We start from the raw sequence: 16,670 nt of genomic DNA on the forward strand, positions 1-16,670 counted from the left end.
CCTCTCAGCTCTCCTGGTCCCAGCCGTACAGTGCCGTGTCCGCCAGCACCTCCCGCAGGGCGTGACGCACCGTGCTCCGGTCCGTGCCGCCGGCCAGATCGATCCACAGCCGGACCCGGTCGGGGCCGACCTCACAGGTGCAGGACCAGGTCGCCGGGAGCAGTCCCAGGAGGCGTACCACCGTGGTCTCGCCGGAGGGGGCCGCGCTGTCGCGGCGGACGGTGACGACCTCCACCGTGTCGGAGGTGGAATCGGGTGTCAGCATGTCCGCTCTCCCCTGGACGGTTCGGCGTGCGACGGGTTCAGGGCGTGCAGGGCGGCGGCGGTCATCGCCGCTATGCCGGTCGGCAGGGCGGTGCGGATGTCGGGGGCGAATGCCGGCGAGTGGTTCGACTCCACCGGCGGGCCGCCGGCCAGGGCCGCCCGCCATTGCTGGACACCGGTCACGCCGAGCATCCAGTACGCCGTGCGCACTCCGTCGGCCTCGGCGGCGAACCAGGGGAAGTCCTCGGTGGCGGTCGAGGCCGGCCAGTCGACCACCCGGTGCGTGCCGAACAGATCCTCGTGCACCCGGCGTACGGCCGCCGTGGTGGCCTCGTCGGGCATCAGCACGGGCGAGCGGGCGGTGACGATGAACTCGGGGTCCTTCGGGCAGCCGGAGGCCGCGCACTCGGCCCGTACGATCCGTTCGACGGCCGCCGTCACCCGGTCCAGCGCCGCCGCGGAGAACGCCCGTACGCACAGGCTCAGTTCGGCGTCGTCCGGGATCACGTTGCCGCGCTGCCCCGCGTGGAGCGAACCGACCGACAGGACGACCTGCTCCCCCGGCGCGGTCTCCCGGGAGACGACCGTCTGCAGACGCAGCACCGTGGAGGCGGCGGCCGGCACCGGGTCGACCGTCAGCTGTGGGGTGCCGGCGTGGCCGCCGCGGCCGTGGATGACGACGTCCATCGCGATGCTGCCGGCCATCAGCGGCCCCCGGCCGTGGGCGACCGTACCCGCGGGCAGCGGGGCGGAGTGCTGCGCCAGGACCACCTGGGGCGTGCCGAAGCGCTCGTACAGGCCGTCCGCCAGCATCGCGCGGGCCCCGTCGAGCGTCTCCTCGGCGGGCTGGCCGACGACCACAAGGGTGCCGCCCCAGGTGTCACGGGCGCGGGAGAGCTGCATGAGCGCTCCCGCCGCCGCGGCCATGTGCAGGTCGTGGCCGCAGGCGTGCATGACGCCGGGCACGGTGCTCTCGTACGGCACGCCGGTGCGTTCCGAGACCGGCAGCGCGTCGAGTTCGGTGCGCAGCATCACCGTGGGGCCGGGGCCGTTGCGCAGGACGCCGACGACACCGTGGCCGCCGACGCCGCGGGTGACCGCGCAGCCCTGCTGCTCCAGCCACGCGGCGAAGCGCGCGGCCGTGCGGCTCTCGGCGCCCGAGAGCTCCGGGTGGGCGTGCAGATCGAGGTAGAGCTCGATGGCGGACCGCAGTACGTCCCGCGGGACTCCAGATGTTCCGGTCACTGCCCTCACCTCCTCATTCCCTCACTTGTCCATGGGTCGGTCGTCGCACATGTCCGTTGTTCGCGAGCGTGCGGTCCGGGTCCTCCAGACCTCTGTCGGGTCGCTGTCAGGGGGTGACAGCGATCTGAGAGCGGGAGCCGGGCCGATCTGACAGCGGCCGCCGTTGGAATGGAGTCATCGAAGGGGAACACCGCCGGAACAGCCGGCAGGCCCCGCCGGACGAAGGAGAACCCCATGGCCCCCAAGACCGAGCTCGCCACCCTTGCCGACGAGATCCTGGAGCTGGAGTCGGAGACCTTCGAGATCTCGGACTACTCGGACGCGGTCGAGGTCGTCCTCGCCGGTTCGACGTCCTCCTCCTCCACGTCGACCTGCTCCAGCACCACCAGCACCACCTCCTGCAGCGCCTGATCCGGCGCCTGCCTCCGATCGGCAGCCCCTTCCTCGACGGGATCCCCGTCCTGGAGGGGGCTGCCGGGCGTTGCGGCCCAGACAACACGCGCATGGCCGGCGGCACAGAGTGCCGCCGGCCCGGCGCCGGTAGGGGAAGCCCCCTTGGTCAGGGGAACGGGTGCGGTACGACCTTGATGTCCGACTCCGGCAGATCGTCCGTACGCCGGCCCGCCGCCCGCAGGGCGGTCCTCAGCCGGGGCATCAGCAGGGCCCTCTGCCTGGTCCAGCCGAAGTCGAGCGGGAGCAGACCCGGAACGATCGTGCTGACCGTGTGCAGCCCCATCCGGTGCTGCTCTGGGGTCGTCTGGTCGACGGCGATGACGTCGTGTCCGGTGCGGACCAGCTCGTCCCGCAACAGCGCCAGGTCGTCGAACAGGTCGCCGGTGCGCGGCCGCACGGCCTCCCAGTCGCGGTACACCTCACCCAGCGGCAGTACGGCCTCGGGCTCCAGGTACTCGCGGGCATGCTCCGCCATCCGCGGCAGGCCGTAGAGCTGGGCGTGGTCTTTCAGGTGCAGCACCTTGGTGAAGTCCCGTGCCATGTCCTCCAGTTCACCGTGCCGCTCGGCGACCTGGTAGGGCAGATGGGGGATGTACGTCAGCACCTCGGAGAGCGCCGAGTCGACGGTTCCCTCCGGGTCGAAGCCGGCCGCCGCGCTGAAGGAGAGCGTGCCGTAACCGCCGTCACGGCGGACGGCGAGGGCGGTGACGACCGGGACGGCGAGATCCATCCGGGTGTCGAAGGCGTGCACGTCGTAGCCGTGCAGCGCGGCCCGGTCGAGCATGGAGCGGACCGTGCCCCGGCAGGAGCCGAGGTCGATCTCGGTGAGACGGGCCCGGCCGTACCAGGCGAGCAGGAACGCGTCGCGCTCGATGAGTTCCAGCAGTCCGAAGAAGATGGCCTCCTCCAGACTGCCGCCGGTGGCACAGCCGTTGGAGCATTCGAAGACGAAGTTGTCGGCGTCCACGCCGGCGCTGTAGTGCGCGAGGCGGGACGGCACGAGGATCGGGCGGTCGTCGCGCAACGAGTGCCCCCACACCCAGGGGATCGGCCGGTCCGGGTCGAAGGGGCTGACGAGGTGGTCCCGCGCGTAGGTCTCGGGGGCGTAGAAGCCGCACTCCGCCGGGTTCAGCGCACGGTCCGCGAGGCGGTGGTACGAGTCGACGACCGGCTCGGTGCCCCGGCGCCGGTGCGTACCGGCGTACCGCTCGAGGCCTTCGAGGTAGGCGAGGGTGCGGCTGGTGCGGTAGCTGTTGGCCTGGCCGCTCCAGGTGACGTCGTTCAGGCCTGCGTATCCGCGGACGAAGTGCGTGCCGGCGACCGGAGCGGTGGTGGTCGACGCCGGGTTGATCCAGGTGTCCGAACCAAGGGCGCCACAGACCGGGTTGGCCAGGGCGGTGGTCGGCAGCGGATAGGTGTCCAGGGCCCGCAGCCGGTATCCGGCCGGGTCCGGCTTGGGCGCGGACCCCAGCCGCATCCGCGCCGACTCGGCGGTGTCGGGACGCGTCGCCACGCAGGAGGGACACAGGGGCTCCGGCAGTATCGGAAAGCCGGCGGTGGCGAGGGTGACGAGATCGACCCGGGTGACCTGCGGCAGCGTGCGGTCTGCGGCGGGACGCTGTGCGGCGGCAACTGCGTTGGGGCGTACGCCAGTTACGGTACGCGTCCCGGTCCCTGCGACGGCAGCGGACCCGACCGGAGCATCAACTCCGGTCCCCGCACCGCTCAGTACCGCGCGATACGCCGACCAGACCGCGTCGACGGCGTACTCCGTGAGCACCGGCCACTGCACCGCGCCCTTCGGCTCGTGGCCGAGTTCGAGGGCCTCGCGTTCGGAGCGGCTGCGCAGTCGTTGCCAGCGCATGGCGAGGCACTGGCCGCAGGCCGTGGTGCCCGGTTCACCTCCCCACGGTCCGATCAGCACGGCGCGGGAGGTGAGGTGGACGGTGGCCGTCGGCCGGGTCGCGGCGTACGGGTCGCGGTGGCCGAAGCCCAGGGTGTCGGCGGCGCCGAGCGGTACCACCAGCGGGGCGGGGAGAGCGTGCTCCCCGCCCGCCGGACCGTACTCCGCCTCGTGGCGCGCGCTCAGGGCCCGCTGGAGCATGGCGCGGCCGCCCTCCAGCGGGGTGTCCGAGGTCGACTCCGCCAAGGCTGCCAGGGCCTGGACGGCCCCCGTGGTCACGGTCGTCGGTGTCATGACTTGTCGCTCCAGCGGAAGGTCTTCAGCGCGACGGCGCAGAGGACGAGGGCGAACGCGGCGAGCACTGCGCAGGCGACGGCGATGTCGCCCGTCCCGTCGGTCCCGGTGAGGGCCGCGGAGACGCCGTCGTTGAAATAGCGCAACGGCAGCACCCGCGACAGGTTCTGCATCCAGCCCGGCATGGCGTCGAGCGGGAAGAACGATCCGGAGAGGAACGCCATGGGAATCATCAGGAAGTTCGCGACCGCGGCGACGGCCTCCGGAGTCCTGGCGTACGAGCCGACGACCACGCCGATGGCGAGGAACGCGGTGATGCCCAGAACGAGCACGGGCAGTGCCAGCGGCCAGCGGGCCGACAGGCTCAGCCCGAACGACGGCAGCACGGCGACGGCGACGAACAGCACCGCCTGGACCACCCCGATGGCGAGGGCCAGCACATAGCGGGAACCGAGCACACTCGACAGCCGGGTGGGCGTCATCCGCACCAGCCGCAGGATGTCGTCGCGGCGCCACTGCATGAGGGTGAAGCCGACGCCGAACACCGCGGCGTTGGCGACGCCCCAGGACAGCACGCCGGGGGCGATGTAGTTGATGTAGGGCTTCCCGCTCTGCTCGACCTCCTGGCCGTGGAAGATCAGCCCGAACACGATCAGGAAGAGCAGCGGGAAGGCGAAGGTGAAGAAGAGGGTGGTCTTGTCCCGGGTGTAGGCCCGGTACCCGGCCTGACTCAGCGCTGCGTATGCGCTCATGGTGGTGTCTCCGTATCCGGTGGCTGTTCGGTGCCGAGGTGCCCGGCCGGTGTGGGCGGCCGGTGCGCCGGGTCTACGACTGGGCGGTGCCGGTGAGTTCGAGGTAGACGTCCTCGAGGCTCGCCGTGCGGGTCTGTACGCCCTGGAGGCCGACGAGTTCGTCGATGGCGGCCAGGACGGGGCCGGACTGAAGGGTCTCCAGCACGATGTCGCCGGCCTCCTCGACGACCCGGTCCACGCCGGGAATCGCTCGCGCGGCCGCGAGGGTCAGCCGCTCGCCGGGAACCAGCAGCCGTGTCGTGGGACTGCCCGCCGCCACCAGCCGCCTGGGGGTGTCGAGAGCGGCGATCCGGCCGTGGATCATGATGGCGACGCGGTCGCAGAGCGCCTCGGCCTCGTCCAGGTGGTGGGTCGTGTAGACAATGGTGCGGCCCGCGCGCTTGAGGTCGCGCAGCACCTCCCACAGGGCGCGGCGCGCCTGCGGGTCGAGGGCGGCGGTGGGCTCGTCGAGGAAGATCAGCTCCGGGCCGTGGACCAGCGCGGAGGCGATGGCGAGCCGCTGGCGCTGCCCGCCGGACAGGTCGTCCACCCGGTGGTCGCCCTGCTCGGTCAGTCCGACGCTCGCCAGGGCCCGTTCGGCCGCCTCCCGGTCGGTGCGGTACAGCGCGGCCATGGTCCGCAGGTGCTCACGCGCGGTCAGCCGCACGAAGAACGCCGAGGACTGGGTCTGTACGCCGAGCCGCGGCAGCAGCGCGACATTGCGCGGCCAGGGCTGCTCACCGAGGACCGACACCGTGCCGGAGTCCGCCTGCCGCTGTCCCTCCATGATCTCGACCAGGGTGGTCTTGCCCGCGCCGTTGGGACCGAGCAGCCCGAAGAACTCGCCGCGTGCCACCGTCAGCGAGATGCCGTCGACGGCGTGGATGCTTCCGTAGCGCTTGTGGACGCCGTCGAGGACGACGGCCGGCCCGTCCCCGGCGGACTGGGCGAAGGCGGCGGTCATGGGACTCTCCTTGGGATGGGTGCTCGCGTCGGTCGAGGTGCTCACGGTGTTCACGACGTCGTCAGCAGGAAGTGGGTGAGGGACACCGCGCCCGCGACGAGCACGCCGAGGACGAGCAGGCACAGGAGGCCGTAGGCGGTGTACGCGATCCGGGCGCGGCGCGGGTAACCGGCCGCGAGGGCGTCCCGGCGCACGGCCAGGCGCAGATACGCGCCGCTGGACGCCGCCAGCTCGGTCGCGCCCAGCACCTGGCCGACGATCTTGTATCCGTCGAGCGGCGGGAGCGGGACCAGCATGGCGAACGCCTGGACGCTGCCGAGGAACAGCAGCCCCGCCAGGGCGTCGTGGGTGGCGTCGTCCAGGGGCGCCAGCAGCCAGAGCGCGAAGAACGGCAGCAGGAACAGCAGGTTCATCGCCGCACCGGCCAGGGCCGTCGCGACACGTGCCCAACGGGTGGGCAGATAAAGGTAGTTGTCCACCGTGCAGTACATGATCACCGAGGGCAGCCGCCAGCGCAGGCCTATCTCGGAGACGCGGCCTCCGTAGTGCTTGGCCACCACACCGTGGGCCAGCTCGTGCAGGGCGGTGCTCAGCCACAGCAGGGCGCCCGTCGCGGTCAGCAGGACCGGGTTCGTGAACGTCTCCCGGGTGGCCAGAACCAGTTCGTCCGCCCGCCAGACCAGGACGGCCTCCATGACGGCGACGAGGGTCAGCAGCGGCACCATCCACCAGCGGGACAGCAGGAACCCGGCCGCGCGGTGCAGCCGGCCCGCGGTCGCGTCCGCGTCGGCGACGAGCGGCAGCGTGCCACGCAGCAGCCCCCGTTCCTCCGCCGGCTCCTTCCCGGTCTCCGCTGCCTCTGATGCCGAGTCCGGTGCCGGGGCCGCCGCGGGTGCCCCGGCCAGCAGCCCGCGGGTGCCCAGCATCCGCAACACCTGCTGCCAGTTGGCGTCGGACAGGCGCCGCCCGTACCGCCCCGCGTACTCCGCGCCGATCTCCTCCAGGCTCCGCGAGCCGTCCATCCGCGAGATCAGGAAGTGCTCCCTGGTCCCGACCTTGAAGGACTGCCCGCTCTCCGTGTTCTTGATCAGATGCACGACCCCGTCGCCCAGCAGCAGCTCGTCGCTGACCCGCACCTCCGGCCGCAGCTCGGGGCGATACCGCTCCACGGAGGCGACCGAGGCGGCCGGAGGGAGCGGGGCGCTCATGACGCCGCCTCCGTGGGCCTCTCGCGCAGGCAGCGGCCCAGCACGTGGGAGAGGTAGGCCTCGTCCCGGATGGTGACGTGCAGCCGGTTGTTCGTCATGTGCATGTACGGGGACAGCAGGAGCGGCAGGGCAACGGCCGGATCGGTGACGGTCTCGTCCCGTTCGCCGTCCCAGGACCGGAACACCAGGTCACCGTCGGCCGCCAACACCCGGGCCCTGTCCCGCAGTTCGGCGCAGTGTTCGGCCCAGCCGGCCAGGAAGGCGGGCAGTCCGCCGGGCTCGCCCCGGGTGACGGCCGCGCGAATCCCGGCGAAGCGGGCGGTCAAGCCCGGTGCCATCGCCGCGTAGTTGCTGTCGTACTCGGCACTGCCGATGAAGCCGGTGCCGGGAAACGCCTTGTGCCAGAACTCGTAGTAACTGTCCAGGTAGTCGGCCAGCTCCTGGTCGCCCGGCAGGAAGGTGCCGGACATCACCATCATCAGCTGGGCCGCGGTGCCGAGCAGGACCGTCCGCAGATGGAGGTTCTTCGTCCGGAAGGCGTCGATGACCAGGTCACTGGAGTGCCGGAAGTGCCACTCGGCGAGCTCGATCCCGGCCGGGCCGCCGTACTTGCCGTACTCCGGCTCGTACGCCTCGGCGCTGCGGGAGTTGTTGGGGCGCAGGTTCATCCGCCCCTGGTCGTCCATGTAGTGGCCGCGCTCGGCGCCCGGGAACTCGATCTCGAAGAGCGTGTTGTAGAAATCGTTGAGGAAGCCCGAGTCCACCTCGTACAGCGCGGGGCGCGCGGCGAGGAAGGCGTCGATCGCCCGCTCGGTGCGGCGGCGCACCTCCGGCCCGGCCTCGGGTGTGGCGGGCTTGAGGCGCAGGCGGACGTGCGGGCCCTCCAGCCAGTAGTTGATGAAGAAGTAGCCCGCGATCAGTTTCTCCGCCTCCAGTTCGTCCACCAGCGGGCGGACGCACTCGAGGAGCAGGGGGCGCGGGTTGGCGGCGTAGAAGACGTGCGTGGCCTGCCACGCGCCGGCTCCCGCGACGGTGGTGACGGTCATGATGGGTTCCTCCGTCGGGTGGAGACGGCAGTGGAGTGGTCGGTGGCGGCGGTGGACGTGTCGGTGAACGCGGAGGTCTCCACCGCCAGTTCGGCGACATGGCGGCCCCGGTGGGAGACGGCGTGCAGGCCGTCCTCGTCGGGGAGCATTTCCCGGAACACCGCGCGCGCCTCCGGGCTCTTGAGCAGCGCCTCGAACGCGGTGAGCGACAGCGGGCTGTCGAAGTCGAGGTACTGCGGCTTGGCACCGGTGGCGCCGCGCGCCCCGCTGTCCGAGACGGTCACGAAGACCCGGTCGGGCAGCCGGTGCGCCCGCCGGAAGCGGTGCCAGCCGAGGAACCACTCCTCGTCCGGCATGCCCGGCGTGTGCAGTGGCAGTTCGGAGGCGGGCGCGCTCCAGCTGCGTCGGCTCAGTACGACGCTGCCGTGCCGCACGCGCGGACGCCGGGTCACTCCGGCCACGGGCTCGCTCTCCGGGACGCCGCCCCAGACGTTGAGCGGGGCCATCGAGGTCGGGGAGAGCAGCAGGAGGGTGCGAGGCAGTTCCGGCAGGGCGAGCGGCACCAGGTAGCCCAGATAGACGGGGATCACTTCACGGCCGAGCCGTGCCGAGCGCAGCACCAGCCGGTCCTCGGCCTCGTCGTGCTCGATGAAGAGGTCGTCGAGACGCAGGCCGAACTCCTCGGGCAGGGTGCCCGTCTCGCCGGGGCAGACGATCTCGTACTCGGTCAGCCGACCGTGCAGATTCAGGTTGCTGGTGACAGGGCCCCCGGTGACCTCGGCGAACACCGCGCCAGGCGGGCACAGGCCGTCCGCGTCCTGGCGCAGCCGGTCGTCGAGCCCTTCGAAGCAGTGTGTGAACCGGCTGAAGGGGAACGACAGCCCGCCGTAGGAGCGGTTGAGGACGACCAGCGGTTCACCGGCGCCGTGGGCGAGCTGGAGGTGGTGGCTCATGGGCGCGAACTTCGGTGCCACGTCGGCCAGTTCGCCTCCCACGTCGGTGAGGAAGGTTTCGTCGAGGACGAGTTCGTCGGAGCCGACCGCGCCGTCCGTCCCTGTCACCCCGTCCCACAGGGCCCGCATCCGCTCCACGAAGGTCTGGCGCGCGGTGTCGAGGGCCTTCAGCTGGGCCAGGCCCAGCCAGTTCTCTTCGGGCACGTACCGCCCCTCCGCGTCGAACGACGTGCGCCCGGCGGTGAACGACATGTACTGGTCGAAGAAGTCCTCGTGGAAGTCGTGCACGAGCTTGAGCAGGTCGTCGCAGCGCCCGCCGGCCCCGTAGCGGGCGAGGAAGAAGCCCTTGAACGTGATGCGCTGCGGCAGGGTCAGGTCGAAGGCGGGCAGGATCCGCTCCACCCTGCCGAGCGGTCCGGCGGCCAGCTTCGTCCAGGCGTCCAGGCCGAGCGTGACGTCCCGGCCGGCCGCGGCGTCCTCGTACAGCACGGTCTGCGGGACCCTGGCGCGTTCGGCGCCCAGCTCCTCCTGGACGGTCCGCAGTCCCTCGCGCAGCCGGCGCAGCAGCTCCCCGCGTTCGGCGGGGTCGGCCGCGGCGAAGCCGTCGACGCAGGCGATCGGCCCGTCGAGGCGGTCCGCCAACTGCCCGGCCCAGGGGCGGCCGAGGGCCCGCAGTGACGCCTGGAAGGCCCGCAGCGGATCGGTGTCGTGCACCTCCGTGCGCAGACAGGGCACCTGGACCATGCCGAGATCGAGGAGTGCCTCCAGGTACTGCTCGACCTCGTCCGCCGGGGCGTTCCGGTCGGCCGCGAGCCAGGCGGACAGCTCGCCGTAGCGGAGGGTCCCGCGCTCCTCGAAGAGCCCGAGCAGGCGTTCCAGGGTGCCGCTGCGGCGCAGGAAGAACAACCGGTCCTTGACGGCGTCGAAGGTGACGGCGGTGTCGTCGTCGCCCGCGGTCACCCAGCGCCGCACATAGCGCACCCGGTCGTCGTCACGCCCCCAGCCGGAGGCGAGCGTCACCGGCAGGTCGGCGCGGCGGGCGGGGTCGGCGACCACGGCCTCGGCCAGCCGCGCCACGGCGACCACGCTGAGCCTCGGGTGGCTGGTCCACTCGTCGTCGATCCGTACGTCCAGGCCGCCGTCGCCGAACTCGCCGAGGGCGACGCCGGTGAAGGTGCTGAACGGGCTGGTCTTGCACACCGTCCGGTACAGGTACGCCAGCAGCGAGCGCTCGATCTTGCGCTGCTTCTTGCCGGGGCGCTCCGGTGCCGTCCCCGCGAAGGCACCGAGCTGGGCGTCCAGCGAGGGCGAGGCCAGCAGCAGACCACCGCGCAGCCGCTCCTCCCCCACCAGGCGGCGCAGTTCGGCGCGGCTGCGCCCGGTCTCGGCGGCGAGCAGCGCGGCGCCCTCGGCCTCCAGGCCCGCCAGCCGCCGCCGACCCGCCAGCCAGTCGGCTAGGTGTTCACCCGCCGCTGAGTCGAGGGCGCGGACCAGAGTGAGAGCGGTGTCACCGTCCTGCGGCAGCCGGTTGTTGAAGACTTCGCGGCGCAGCTTCAGCAGCCTGCGCCGCACCGCGTCGTCCTCGTTCGCGCCGACGAGGGCGTGCAGCAGATCGCCCACTCGCTCGCCGGCGGCGCGCGACTCCTCGGTCATGGCCAGCACTTCGTCGGCCCAGCGGCGGCTGTCGGGGCAGCGCAGGCCCTGCACGGTCTCGATGGGCAGTCCGGCGACCCGGATCATGAACGGCATCGAGGATTCCCCCCTTCCGGTACTCATCGGCTAGGCGATCTCGTACCGGAAGTCGGCCGGAGCGGGCCGCTCGTTGCCGATCATCATGATCAGCAGCGGCGCCTCGCCCGTGTGCTCCAGGCCGAGTTCCTCGATGTACGAGATGTTGTCGAAGCCCAGCGCGACACCGCAGCCGAGCTCCAGGGCGGAGGCCGCGGTGTAGACGGCCTGGGACACGGCGCCCACGGTGGCGTTGACGAGCCGGTAGCCGCGGTCGCCCACGGTGTCGAGGACGGCGGTGGTACGGACCGTGGGCACGAGGACCGCGCCGGCCTGTTCCAGGTTGTAGTTGGACAGGAAGTAGTTCTTCTGGAGGAACTCGCCCGGCCTGCCCTCCCGGACCAGCCGCAGACCACGGGTTTCGGGGTCGTACTCGTACGAGCCGGGGGCGAGCCCCTCGACGTGGTTGACGAAGGCGTACAGCTTCGCCAACCGGGCATCCCCCGTGTCGCCGCCGAGCCGCGCCCCGGACGTCGCGGCGGCCAGGCAGGCGGCGAGCTGATCCGCGGTGACCGGGCGTTGTGCGTCGAAGCGGCCGAAGCTGCTGCGGCGCCGGCGCAGCGCGCTGCGTACGTCGGTGTCCAGCGGCCGGGCGTCGGGCAGCGCCACATGCGGCCGGGCCGGGTCCGCGGGCAGGGCGGCGGCCGGGGCGAGCGTTCCGGGGGTGGGCCGCCGGGTCGCGTGCCGGGAAGTGGCGGCCTGCATCTTCCGCAGGGCGTCGAAGGTGAGAACGGTCCGGGAACGCTCGACGTCCTGGTGCCGCACGGCCGCGGAAACGGGCGAAGTGTTCCGCGAACTCGCCGGTGCTCCCTGCCAGTTCAGGGGGACGACCGCGAAGATGCCCTCCTCCTCGGTGCGCACCCCGAGCAGCCGGGCGAGCCGCTCCTCGTCGAACCACAGCGCCGGTTCGATGCCGAGGCCCTGCGCTCGCGCCCACATGCGCCAGGTCGCCACGACGGTGCCGACGTCCATGCTCACGGCGTGGAAGGAGAAGCTGTTGTACTTGAAGGCGTTCTGCCAGTACTTGATACCGAGCACCAGGTACTGGTCGGTGTCCGCGCCGGGAGCGTCCTCACCCAGGGCCGCGCGCACCTCGCCGGAGACGTCGCCGGTGAGCAGCCGCCGCATGGCGTGGTGCCGGGTGGAGTAGTGGTGCACTCCGGGCGGCAGCGGGCCGCCCGGCCCGGAGACCCAGTAGACGCTGACGGGGTAGAGGCCGCCTCCGGAGGCCGTGCCCCGCGACCAGTTGGCGAGCGGGTAGGACGGCAGTGCGCTCAGGTCGGTGTTGGCCTGCACGCCGAGGCGGCGGCCGACGAGCCCGTAGGAGTCGCGCAGCATGCCGGAGAGCGAGTCGAGGTCGAACGGCCGCTCCCCGTCCGGGACTTCGGCCAGTCCGCGGTCCAGGGTCGCCTCGGCCGGGCAGTGGCCGTCGGGCAGCGGCACGATGTCCGTGCCGGGGTAGAACTTGGTCTTGCGCGGGCTGTCGGTCCAGTTCGGTACGAAGTCGGCCGGTGGCATCGGGACCCGGCCGCGCTGCAGGATGGCAGCGGCGTAGTCATGGGCGTACCCCATGGTGAACTCCTTGGTCACGGAAAGGGATGGGGCGCGGGGTTGAAGTCGGCCGGTACCAGGTCGCGGTCGCGCAGGCCGGCCTCCCGCAGTGCGGTGCGCAGCCGTGGCATGCCGAGCGCGCGCTGGCGCGTCCAGCCGAAGTCGATCGGCAGCAGACCGGGCACGATGACACCGACCGTCGTCAGCCCCAGGTCGCGCTGTTCCGGCATGGTCTGGTCGACCACGATCACGTCGAACCCGGCGTCCGTGACCGCCCCGACGCAGCGCGTCAGGTCGTCGCGGAGGTCGTCGGAGACGGGCGGCACGGAGCCGTTCCCGTACAGCTCGGTCATGGAGCGTCTGGGCGGGCGGGGTGCGCCCGGGGCGCCGATCAGGAAGTGGGCGTGGTCGCCCATCTCCGGTATGCCGTACGCGAGCGGATGGTCGTGCAGCGCCTCGACCTTGTCGAAGTCGGTGGCCATGGCGCGCAGCCGTGCCTCGTCGCGTTCGGTGCGGCCCTGGAGGTTGACGGCGTCGGTGCCGATCTCGCAGAGCGCCCCGGCCAGCGCGGACTCCGGGTCGAGTCCCGCGCCCGCGCCGAAGCACATGCGGCCGAGGCCGCCGTCGGGGCGTACGGCGACACCGGTGACGACGGGGATCGGGAAGGAGATCCGGGTGTCGAAGAAGCGGGCCTCGTAGCCGTACATCTCCAGCCGGTCGACCATTTGCCGGGTGGCGGGCCGGGTGCTGGTGCGCGGGTCGATCTCGGGGAGCGCCGCCTGCCCGTACCAGGTGAGGAGGAAGGCGTCGCGTTCGACGACCTCCATCAGGCCCCAGTAGACGGCTTCCTCCAGACAGCCGCCGGAGGCACAGCCGTTGGAGCTCTCCTGGACGAAGCGGTTCTCCAGGCCGGGTGCGTGGTAGTAGGTCAGCACCTCGGGGACCAGGATCGGTCGGCTGTCGCGCAGGGAGTACCCCCACACCCAGGGGATGTCGCGGTCGGGTGTGAAGGGGACGACGCGCGGGTTGGCCCGGTGGAACTCCGGCGAGTACAGCCCGCACTCCCGGGCGTCGAGGGCGGGTACGCCGCGCGCCCGCAGCCCGGTCAGGGAGTCCCGGACGCCGGCGGCCCTGGACCGGGCCCGCATGCCCGCGTACCGCTCCAGGCCCTCCAGTACGCCGATGCGCTCGCTCTGCCCGAAGGTGTCGGCGTGTCCGCCCCAGAACGTCTCGCGGAGGTACTCCCCCGACCGCATCGAGAAGCAGCCGATGGTGGCGGAGGTGGACAGCGACGACACGTCGTGGATGACGGAAGGGCCGAGGGATCCGCACACGGGGTTGGCGTACGGCTCGATGGGCAGTTCGTACGCGCTGATGTCACGTACCCGGAAGGTGCCGGGCTTGTGCTTGGGGGCGGGCTGGAGGGTGAGGACCGCGGCCTCGGCGGTGTCCTGCTCGCTGCGGCCGCAGCTCGGGCACTCCGGGTCGGGCACCAGCGGGTAGTGACGCGCCCTCAGGGTCGCCAGGTCCACGAGGTGGATGGCGGGGAACGTTCCGGTGCGCGGTCCGGCGCCCTCCAGCCGGGCGGCGATCAGCCCGGCCAGCGCACCCGCGGTGAACGGGGTGACGTACGGCGACTCGCCGGCGGCCCGGGTGCCGGAGCCGAGTTCGAGCGCCTCCCGCAGCGCGATGGACCGCACGGCCTGCCAGCGCCGCGCGAGACAGCGGGCGCAGGGGCGGGCGACTTCATCGTCCGCCCCGCCCTGCGCCGGGAAGGGCCCGACGACGGCGTGCCGTCCGTAGAACCGCACGGGTACGGAGCCGGGCGCGGCGTCCGGCGCCCCGGTGCCGAAGGCGTCGTGGACGCCCAGGGGCGCCACGTCGAGGGGTGCCCCCGTGCCGTGGGCGGCAAGAGCACGATGGAGCCGTTCTGCCAGGTCCCGGCAGGAGCTCTCCAGCGGATCGGTGGTCTCAGCGGGCATCGCTGCCGCCCGTGGCGCCTGTGGTGAGCAGGATCCGGGCCGTGCTGATGCCGCCCTCGAGGAGGTCGACCGGGGTGGTCGGTACGTACAGGACGTCCCGCCCCGCACCGCGCAGCCGGTCGAGCACCGCGTCGAACGTGGTGGCGGTGTCGTCCGCGGCAACAGAACCGGCCGTCACCGCGATCGTGCCGGGGGCGAGGTCCCGGAGCAGCGGGTCGCCGGTGTCGACAGCCTCCGTGTCGTCCTCCGTGGCGAGCTGGATCCGACCCAGCAGGTCGCGCAGCGCCGCACAGGCCGCCGCCCGGCGGGACAGGCCCGCGCCGACCGCCCAGCGCCCGCCGGTCTCGCGGGCCAGCACGACCTGGGCCGAGGAGTGCGCGCCCTCTCCCAGGTCGACGAGTTCGACCTCGATGTCCAGGTTGGCCGCCGACTTGAGCAGGAAGACCAGCTCGGGGTCGGCGTCGGCGGTCACGGTGTTGGTCTGGGCGGTGCCACGGACGGCGCGCAGCAGCGCGTCATGGGCCAGCGCCGACAGCAGTCCGCGTCCCGCCGCCTCTTCCGCCGTGCCGCCGGCCCCCGTGCCCGCGGCCGTCGCTTGGTGCAGCCGATGGCGGTTGTAGGCGCTGAAGGGGCGCACGGCGGCCGCGGGCACCGCCACCGGCTCCTTGGTGAGCAGCGAGGTCGCCGTGATCCAGGCGGTCACCTCCTCCCCGGTCCGGCCGGTGCCCGCGCCCGTCGTCAGGACGTCGGGACCGACAGCCGCGGCCGCACCGGCGCGGGTCCGCGTGGGCGCGAGGGGCACCACGTGCTCGACGTACGCCTCGGCCGCCGCGTACAGCGCCCGGGTGCGCGCACCGGCGAGATGGTGCACGTCGAAGGCGGCGATCCGGCGGCGTACGCCGTGTCCGAGTGCCACCTCGACCCGGCTGATCTTCAGCGGGGTCTGGGTCAGCCCCTCGTCGTCGTACCGGCTGAAGACCCCGGTGTACGGGCGGACCAGGGCGGTGCTGATCCGGTTCAGCTCGTCGACCAGTGACTGCGCCTCACGGGCCGTGTCCACGGTCGGGGTGACCGGCAGCGCGAGCCCGTCGGGCAGCTCGGCGGCGGGTTCCCCGGTGAGGGAGGCGCAGCGGCGGCAGCGCGGGTGGGGCTGGACCGGCTCGGCCATGACGTCGAGCGACTCGAGGTCCTGGACGAGGACCTGACGGTCCGTCTCCGCGGGCAGCGCGCCCGTCGCGATCCGGAAGACCTCGTAGCCGAGGAGGTTGCCCGACATCGCGGCGACCGGGCCCTGGAGCGGACCGCCGGCGTCCGGCGACAGGGCGGCGGTACCGGCCGCGATCCCGCTCCAGAGGTCGGCGGCAGCACCGGAGTCGACGTTGCCGCCGAGCCGCAGCACCGCGCAGCACAGGCAGCCGGTGGACGCGGCGGTGGAGAGCGGGCCGGTGACGGCCCGTTCGCCGAAGGTCCAGGCGGGGATCAGCGTGCTGCCCTCGGGCACCCCGTCGGCGAGCAGCCGCTGGGCGCGGGCGGCGGAGTCCGCACCGGTGACGACCACCACGCCGTACTCGGCGAGACCGTCCCAGCCGGTGCGGCCCTCGCCACCGGTGTCCGGGCCGATCCGGTCGAGCCGTACCGCGCAGCCGTCCGCGGTCGTCTCCCGCGCCTCGGTCTCGACATCGGGAAAGCCGGTCGTGACCCCGATGCGCGCGCAGCCGTTGCGGACCAGGCTCAGCGCGCACCAGCGCGCGACGTCGTCGTCACCGAGCACCGCGACCCGGGTGTTCCTGAAGCGCGCGAACCGCTCGAGGGCACCGTCGACGTAGTGGTCGACGTACGCGATCTGCGCGCCGAACCGCCGCTCCACGTCCGCGCCCAGCAGGTCGGAGTCGCCGTCCTCGGCCTCCGGTATGTCGCGGGCGAACCCCCGCTCGTACAGCGTCTTGACCAGTTCGGCCGCCATGGCCCGCTGGGCCGGGCCGAAGCCGTGGCAGACGTCGCCCAGCCGGTGGTGCCCGGCGAGGTGCGGGACGAGGAGGGAGGCGAAGCGGTAGGCGGTGCGGCCCGTGAGATGGAAGCCGCCGTCGGCGTTGTGGAAGAGAACCCCGCCCGGGGTCTCGGTGAACAGCACGTCCCGGCGGATGCGGGGCCGGGTGCCGGCGAGCGAGTCGAACGTGCCTGCCGTGTCGGTCGCGTCGGTCGTTTCTTCAGCGATGGCTTCAGCCATG

12 protein-coding genes are annotated in these 16,670 nt (G+C 72.5%); 1 reads left to right on the plus strand and 11 read right to left on the minus strand.

Annotated features, from left to right (window positions below; genetic code table 11):
- Positions 1-4: 4 nt before the first annotated feature.
- Together ABKA17_RS34865 and ABKA17_RS34870 are read right to left on the minus strand one after the other, a co-directional pair.
- The gene (locus tag ABKA17_RS34865; protein ID WP_353696346.1) at positions 5-265 is read right to left on the minus strand and encodes a hypothetical protein; all 261 of its coding nucleotides are present in this window, start codon (positions 263-265) and stop codon (positions 5-7) included.
- Positions 259-1,509, minus strand: a complete 1,251-nt coding sequence (locus tag ABKA17_RS34870) for an amidohydrolase (protein WP_353696347.1) — start codon at positions 1,507-1,509, stop codon at positions 259-261. Before ABKA17_RS34870 ends, ABKA17_RS34865 begins: the two co-directional genes overlap by 7 nt.
- 234 nt (positions 1,510-1,743) lie before the next feature.
- Between ABKA17_RS34870 and ABKA17_RS34875 the strand changes: the two genes are divergently transcribed.
- A complete protein-coding gene (locus ABKA17_RS34875; protein ID WP_018515646.1) occupies positions 1,744-1,920 on the plus strand; it encodes a thiazolylpeptide-type bacteriocin in 177 nt (58 codons plus the stop codon).
- Positions 1,921-2,068: 148 nt separating this feature from the next.
- Here the strand turns inward: ABKA17_RS34875 and ABKA17_RS34880 are convergent, their stop codons facing one another.
- The 9 genes from ABKA17_RS34880 to ABKA17_RS34920 all read right to left on the minus strand — a co-directional run bounded on the left by ABKA17_RS34880 (position 2,069) and on the right by ABKA17_RS34920 (position 16,669).
- Positions 2,069-4,159 carry a TOMM precursor leader peptide-binding protein gene (locus ABKA17_RS34880; protein WP_502994467.1) on the minus strand — a complete coding sequence of 697 codons (2,091 nt, stop codon included), beginning with the start codon at positions 4,157-4,159 and terminating at the stop codon, positions 2,069-2,071.
- Positions 4,156-4,911, minus strand: a complete 756-nt coding sequence (locus ABKA17_RS34885) for an ABC transporter permease (RefSeq protein WP_353696348.1) — start codon at positions 4,909-4,911, stop codon at positions 4,156-4,158. Before ABKA17_RS34885 ends, ABKA17_RS34880 begins: the two co-directional genes overlap by 4 nt.
- A gap of 73 nt (positions 4,912-4,984) precedes the next feature.
- Complete coding sequence (locus ABKA17_RS34890; protein WP_353696349.1) at positions 4,985-5,914, minus strand: ABC transporter ATP-binding protein; 930 nt, start codon at positions 5,912-5,914, stop codon at positions 4,985-4,987.
- Positions 5,915-5,964: 50 nt separating this feature from the next.
- Complete coding sequence (locus ABKA17_RS34895; RefSeq protein WP_353696350.1) at positions 5,965-7,122, minus strand: site-2 protease family protein; 1,158 nt, start codon at positions 7,120-7,122, stop codon at positions 5,965-5,967.
- Complete coding sequence (locus tag ABKA17_RS34900) at positions 7,119-8,168, minus strand: lantibiotic dehydratase C-terminal domain-containing protein (protein ID WP_353696351.1); 1,050 nt, start codon at positions 8,166-8,168, stop codon at positions 7,119-7,121. The genes ABKA17_RS34895 and ABKA17_RS34900 overlap by 4 nt, the downstream gene beginning before the upstream one ends.
- Entirely contained in the window at positions 8,165-10,861 is a 2,697-nt protein-coding gene (locus ABKA17_RS34905) for a lantibiotic dehydratase (RefSeq protein ID WP_502994488.1), read from the minus strand. Before ABKA17_RS34905 ends, ABKA17_RS34900 begins: the two co-directional genes overlap by 4 nt.
- Positions 10,862-10,900: 39 nt before the next feature.
- The gene (locus tag ABKA17_RS34910) at positions 10,901-12,481 is read right to left on the minus strand and encodes a SagB family peptide dehydrogenase (RefSeq protein ID WP_353696353.1); all 1,581 of its coding nucleotides are present in this window, start codon (positions 12,479-12,481) and stop codon (positions 10,901-10,903) included.
- A gap of 14 nt (positions 12,482-12,495) precedes the next feature.
- Positions 12,496-14,442 carry a TOMM precursor leader peptide-binding protein gene (locus tag ABKA17_RS34915; protein ID WP_353696354.1) on the minus strand — a complete coding sequence of 649 codons (1,947 nt, stop codon included), beginning with the start codon at positions 14,440-14,442 and terminating at the stop codon, positions 12,496-12,498.
- Entirely contained in the window at positions 14,432-16,669 is a 2,238-nt protein-coding gene (locus ABKA17_RS34920; protein ID WP_353696355.1) for a TOMM precursor leader peptide-binding protein, read from the minus strand. Before ABKA17_RS34920 ends, ABKA17_RS34915 begins: the two co-directional genes overlap by 11 nt.
- Position 16,670: the final 1 nt, after the last annotated feature.

It is taken from the genome of Streptomyces sp. RG80 (genome assembly GCF_040446465.1).
GTDB lineage: Bacteria > Actinomycetota > Actinomycetes > Streptomycetales > Streptomycetaceae > Streptomyces.

Excerpts from the sequence above, each read along its gene's own strand:
- ABKA17_RS34865 (WP_353696346.1), bottom strand. The coding sequence starts at position 265 with ATGCTGACACCCGATTCCACCTCCGACACGGTGGAGGTCGTCACCGTC.
- ABKA17_RS34875 (WP_018515646.1), top strand. The coding sequence starts at position 1,744 with ATGGCCCCCAAGACCGAGCTCGCCACCCTTGCCGACGAGATCCTGGAG.
- ABKA17_RS34880 (WP_502994467.1), bottom strand. The coding sequence starts at position 4,159 with ATGACACCGACGACCGTGACCACGGGGGCCGTCCAGGCCCTGGCAGCC.
- ABKA17_RS34885 (WP_353696348.1), bottom strand. The coding sequence starts at position 4,911 with ATGAGCGCATACGCAGCGCTGAGTCAGGCCGGGTACCGGGCCTACACC.
- ABKA17_RS34890 (WP_353696349.1), bottom strand. The coding sequence starts at position 5,914 with ATGACCGCCGCCTTCGCCCAGTCCGCCGGGGACGGGCCGGCCGTCGTC.
- ABKA17_RS34895 (WP_353696350.1), bottom strand. The coding sequence starts at position 7,122 with ATGAGCGCCCCGCTCCCTCCGGCCGCCTCGGTCGCCTCCGTGGAGCGG.
- ABKA17_RS34900 (WP_353696351.1), bottom strand. The coding sequence starts at position 8,168 with ATGACCGTCACCACCGTCGCGGGAGCCGGCGCGTGGCAGGCCACGCAC.
- ABKA17_RS34905 (WP_502994488.1), bottom strand. The coding sequence starts at position 10,861 with ATGATCCGGGTCGCCGGACTGCCCATCGAGACCGTGCAGGGCCTGCGC.
- ABKA17_RS34910 (WP_353696353.1), bottom strand. The coding sequence starts at position 12,481 with ATGGGGTACGCCCATGACTACGCCGCTGCCATCCTGCAGCGCGGCCGG.
- ABKA17_RS34915 (WP_353696354.1), bottom strand. The coding sequence starts at position 14,442 with ATGCCCGCTGAGACCACCGATCCGCTGGAGAGCTCCTGCCGGGACCTG.
- ABKA17_RS34920 (WP_353696355.1), bottom strand. The coding sequence starts at position 16,669 with ATGGCTGAAGCCATCGCTGAAGAAACGACCGACGCGACCGACACGGCA.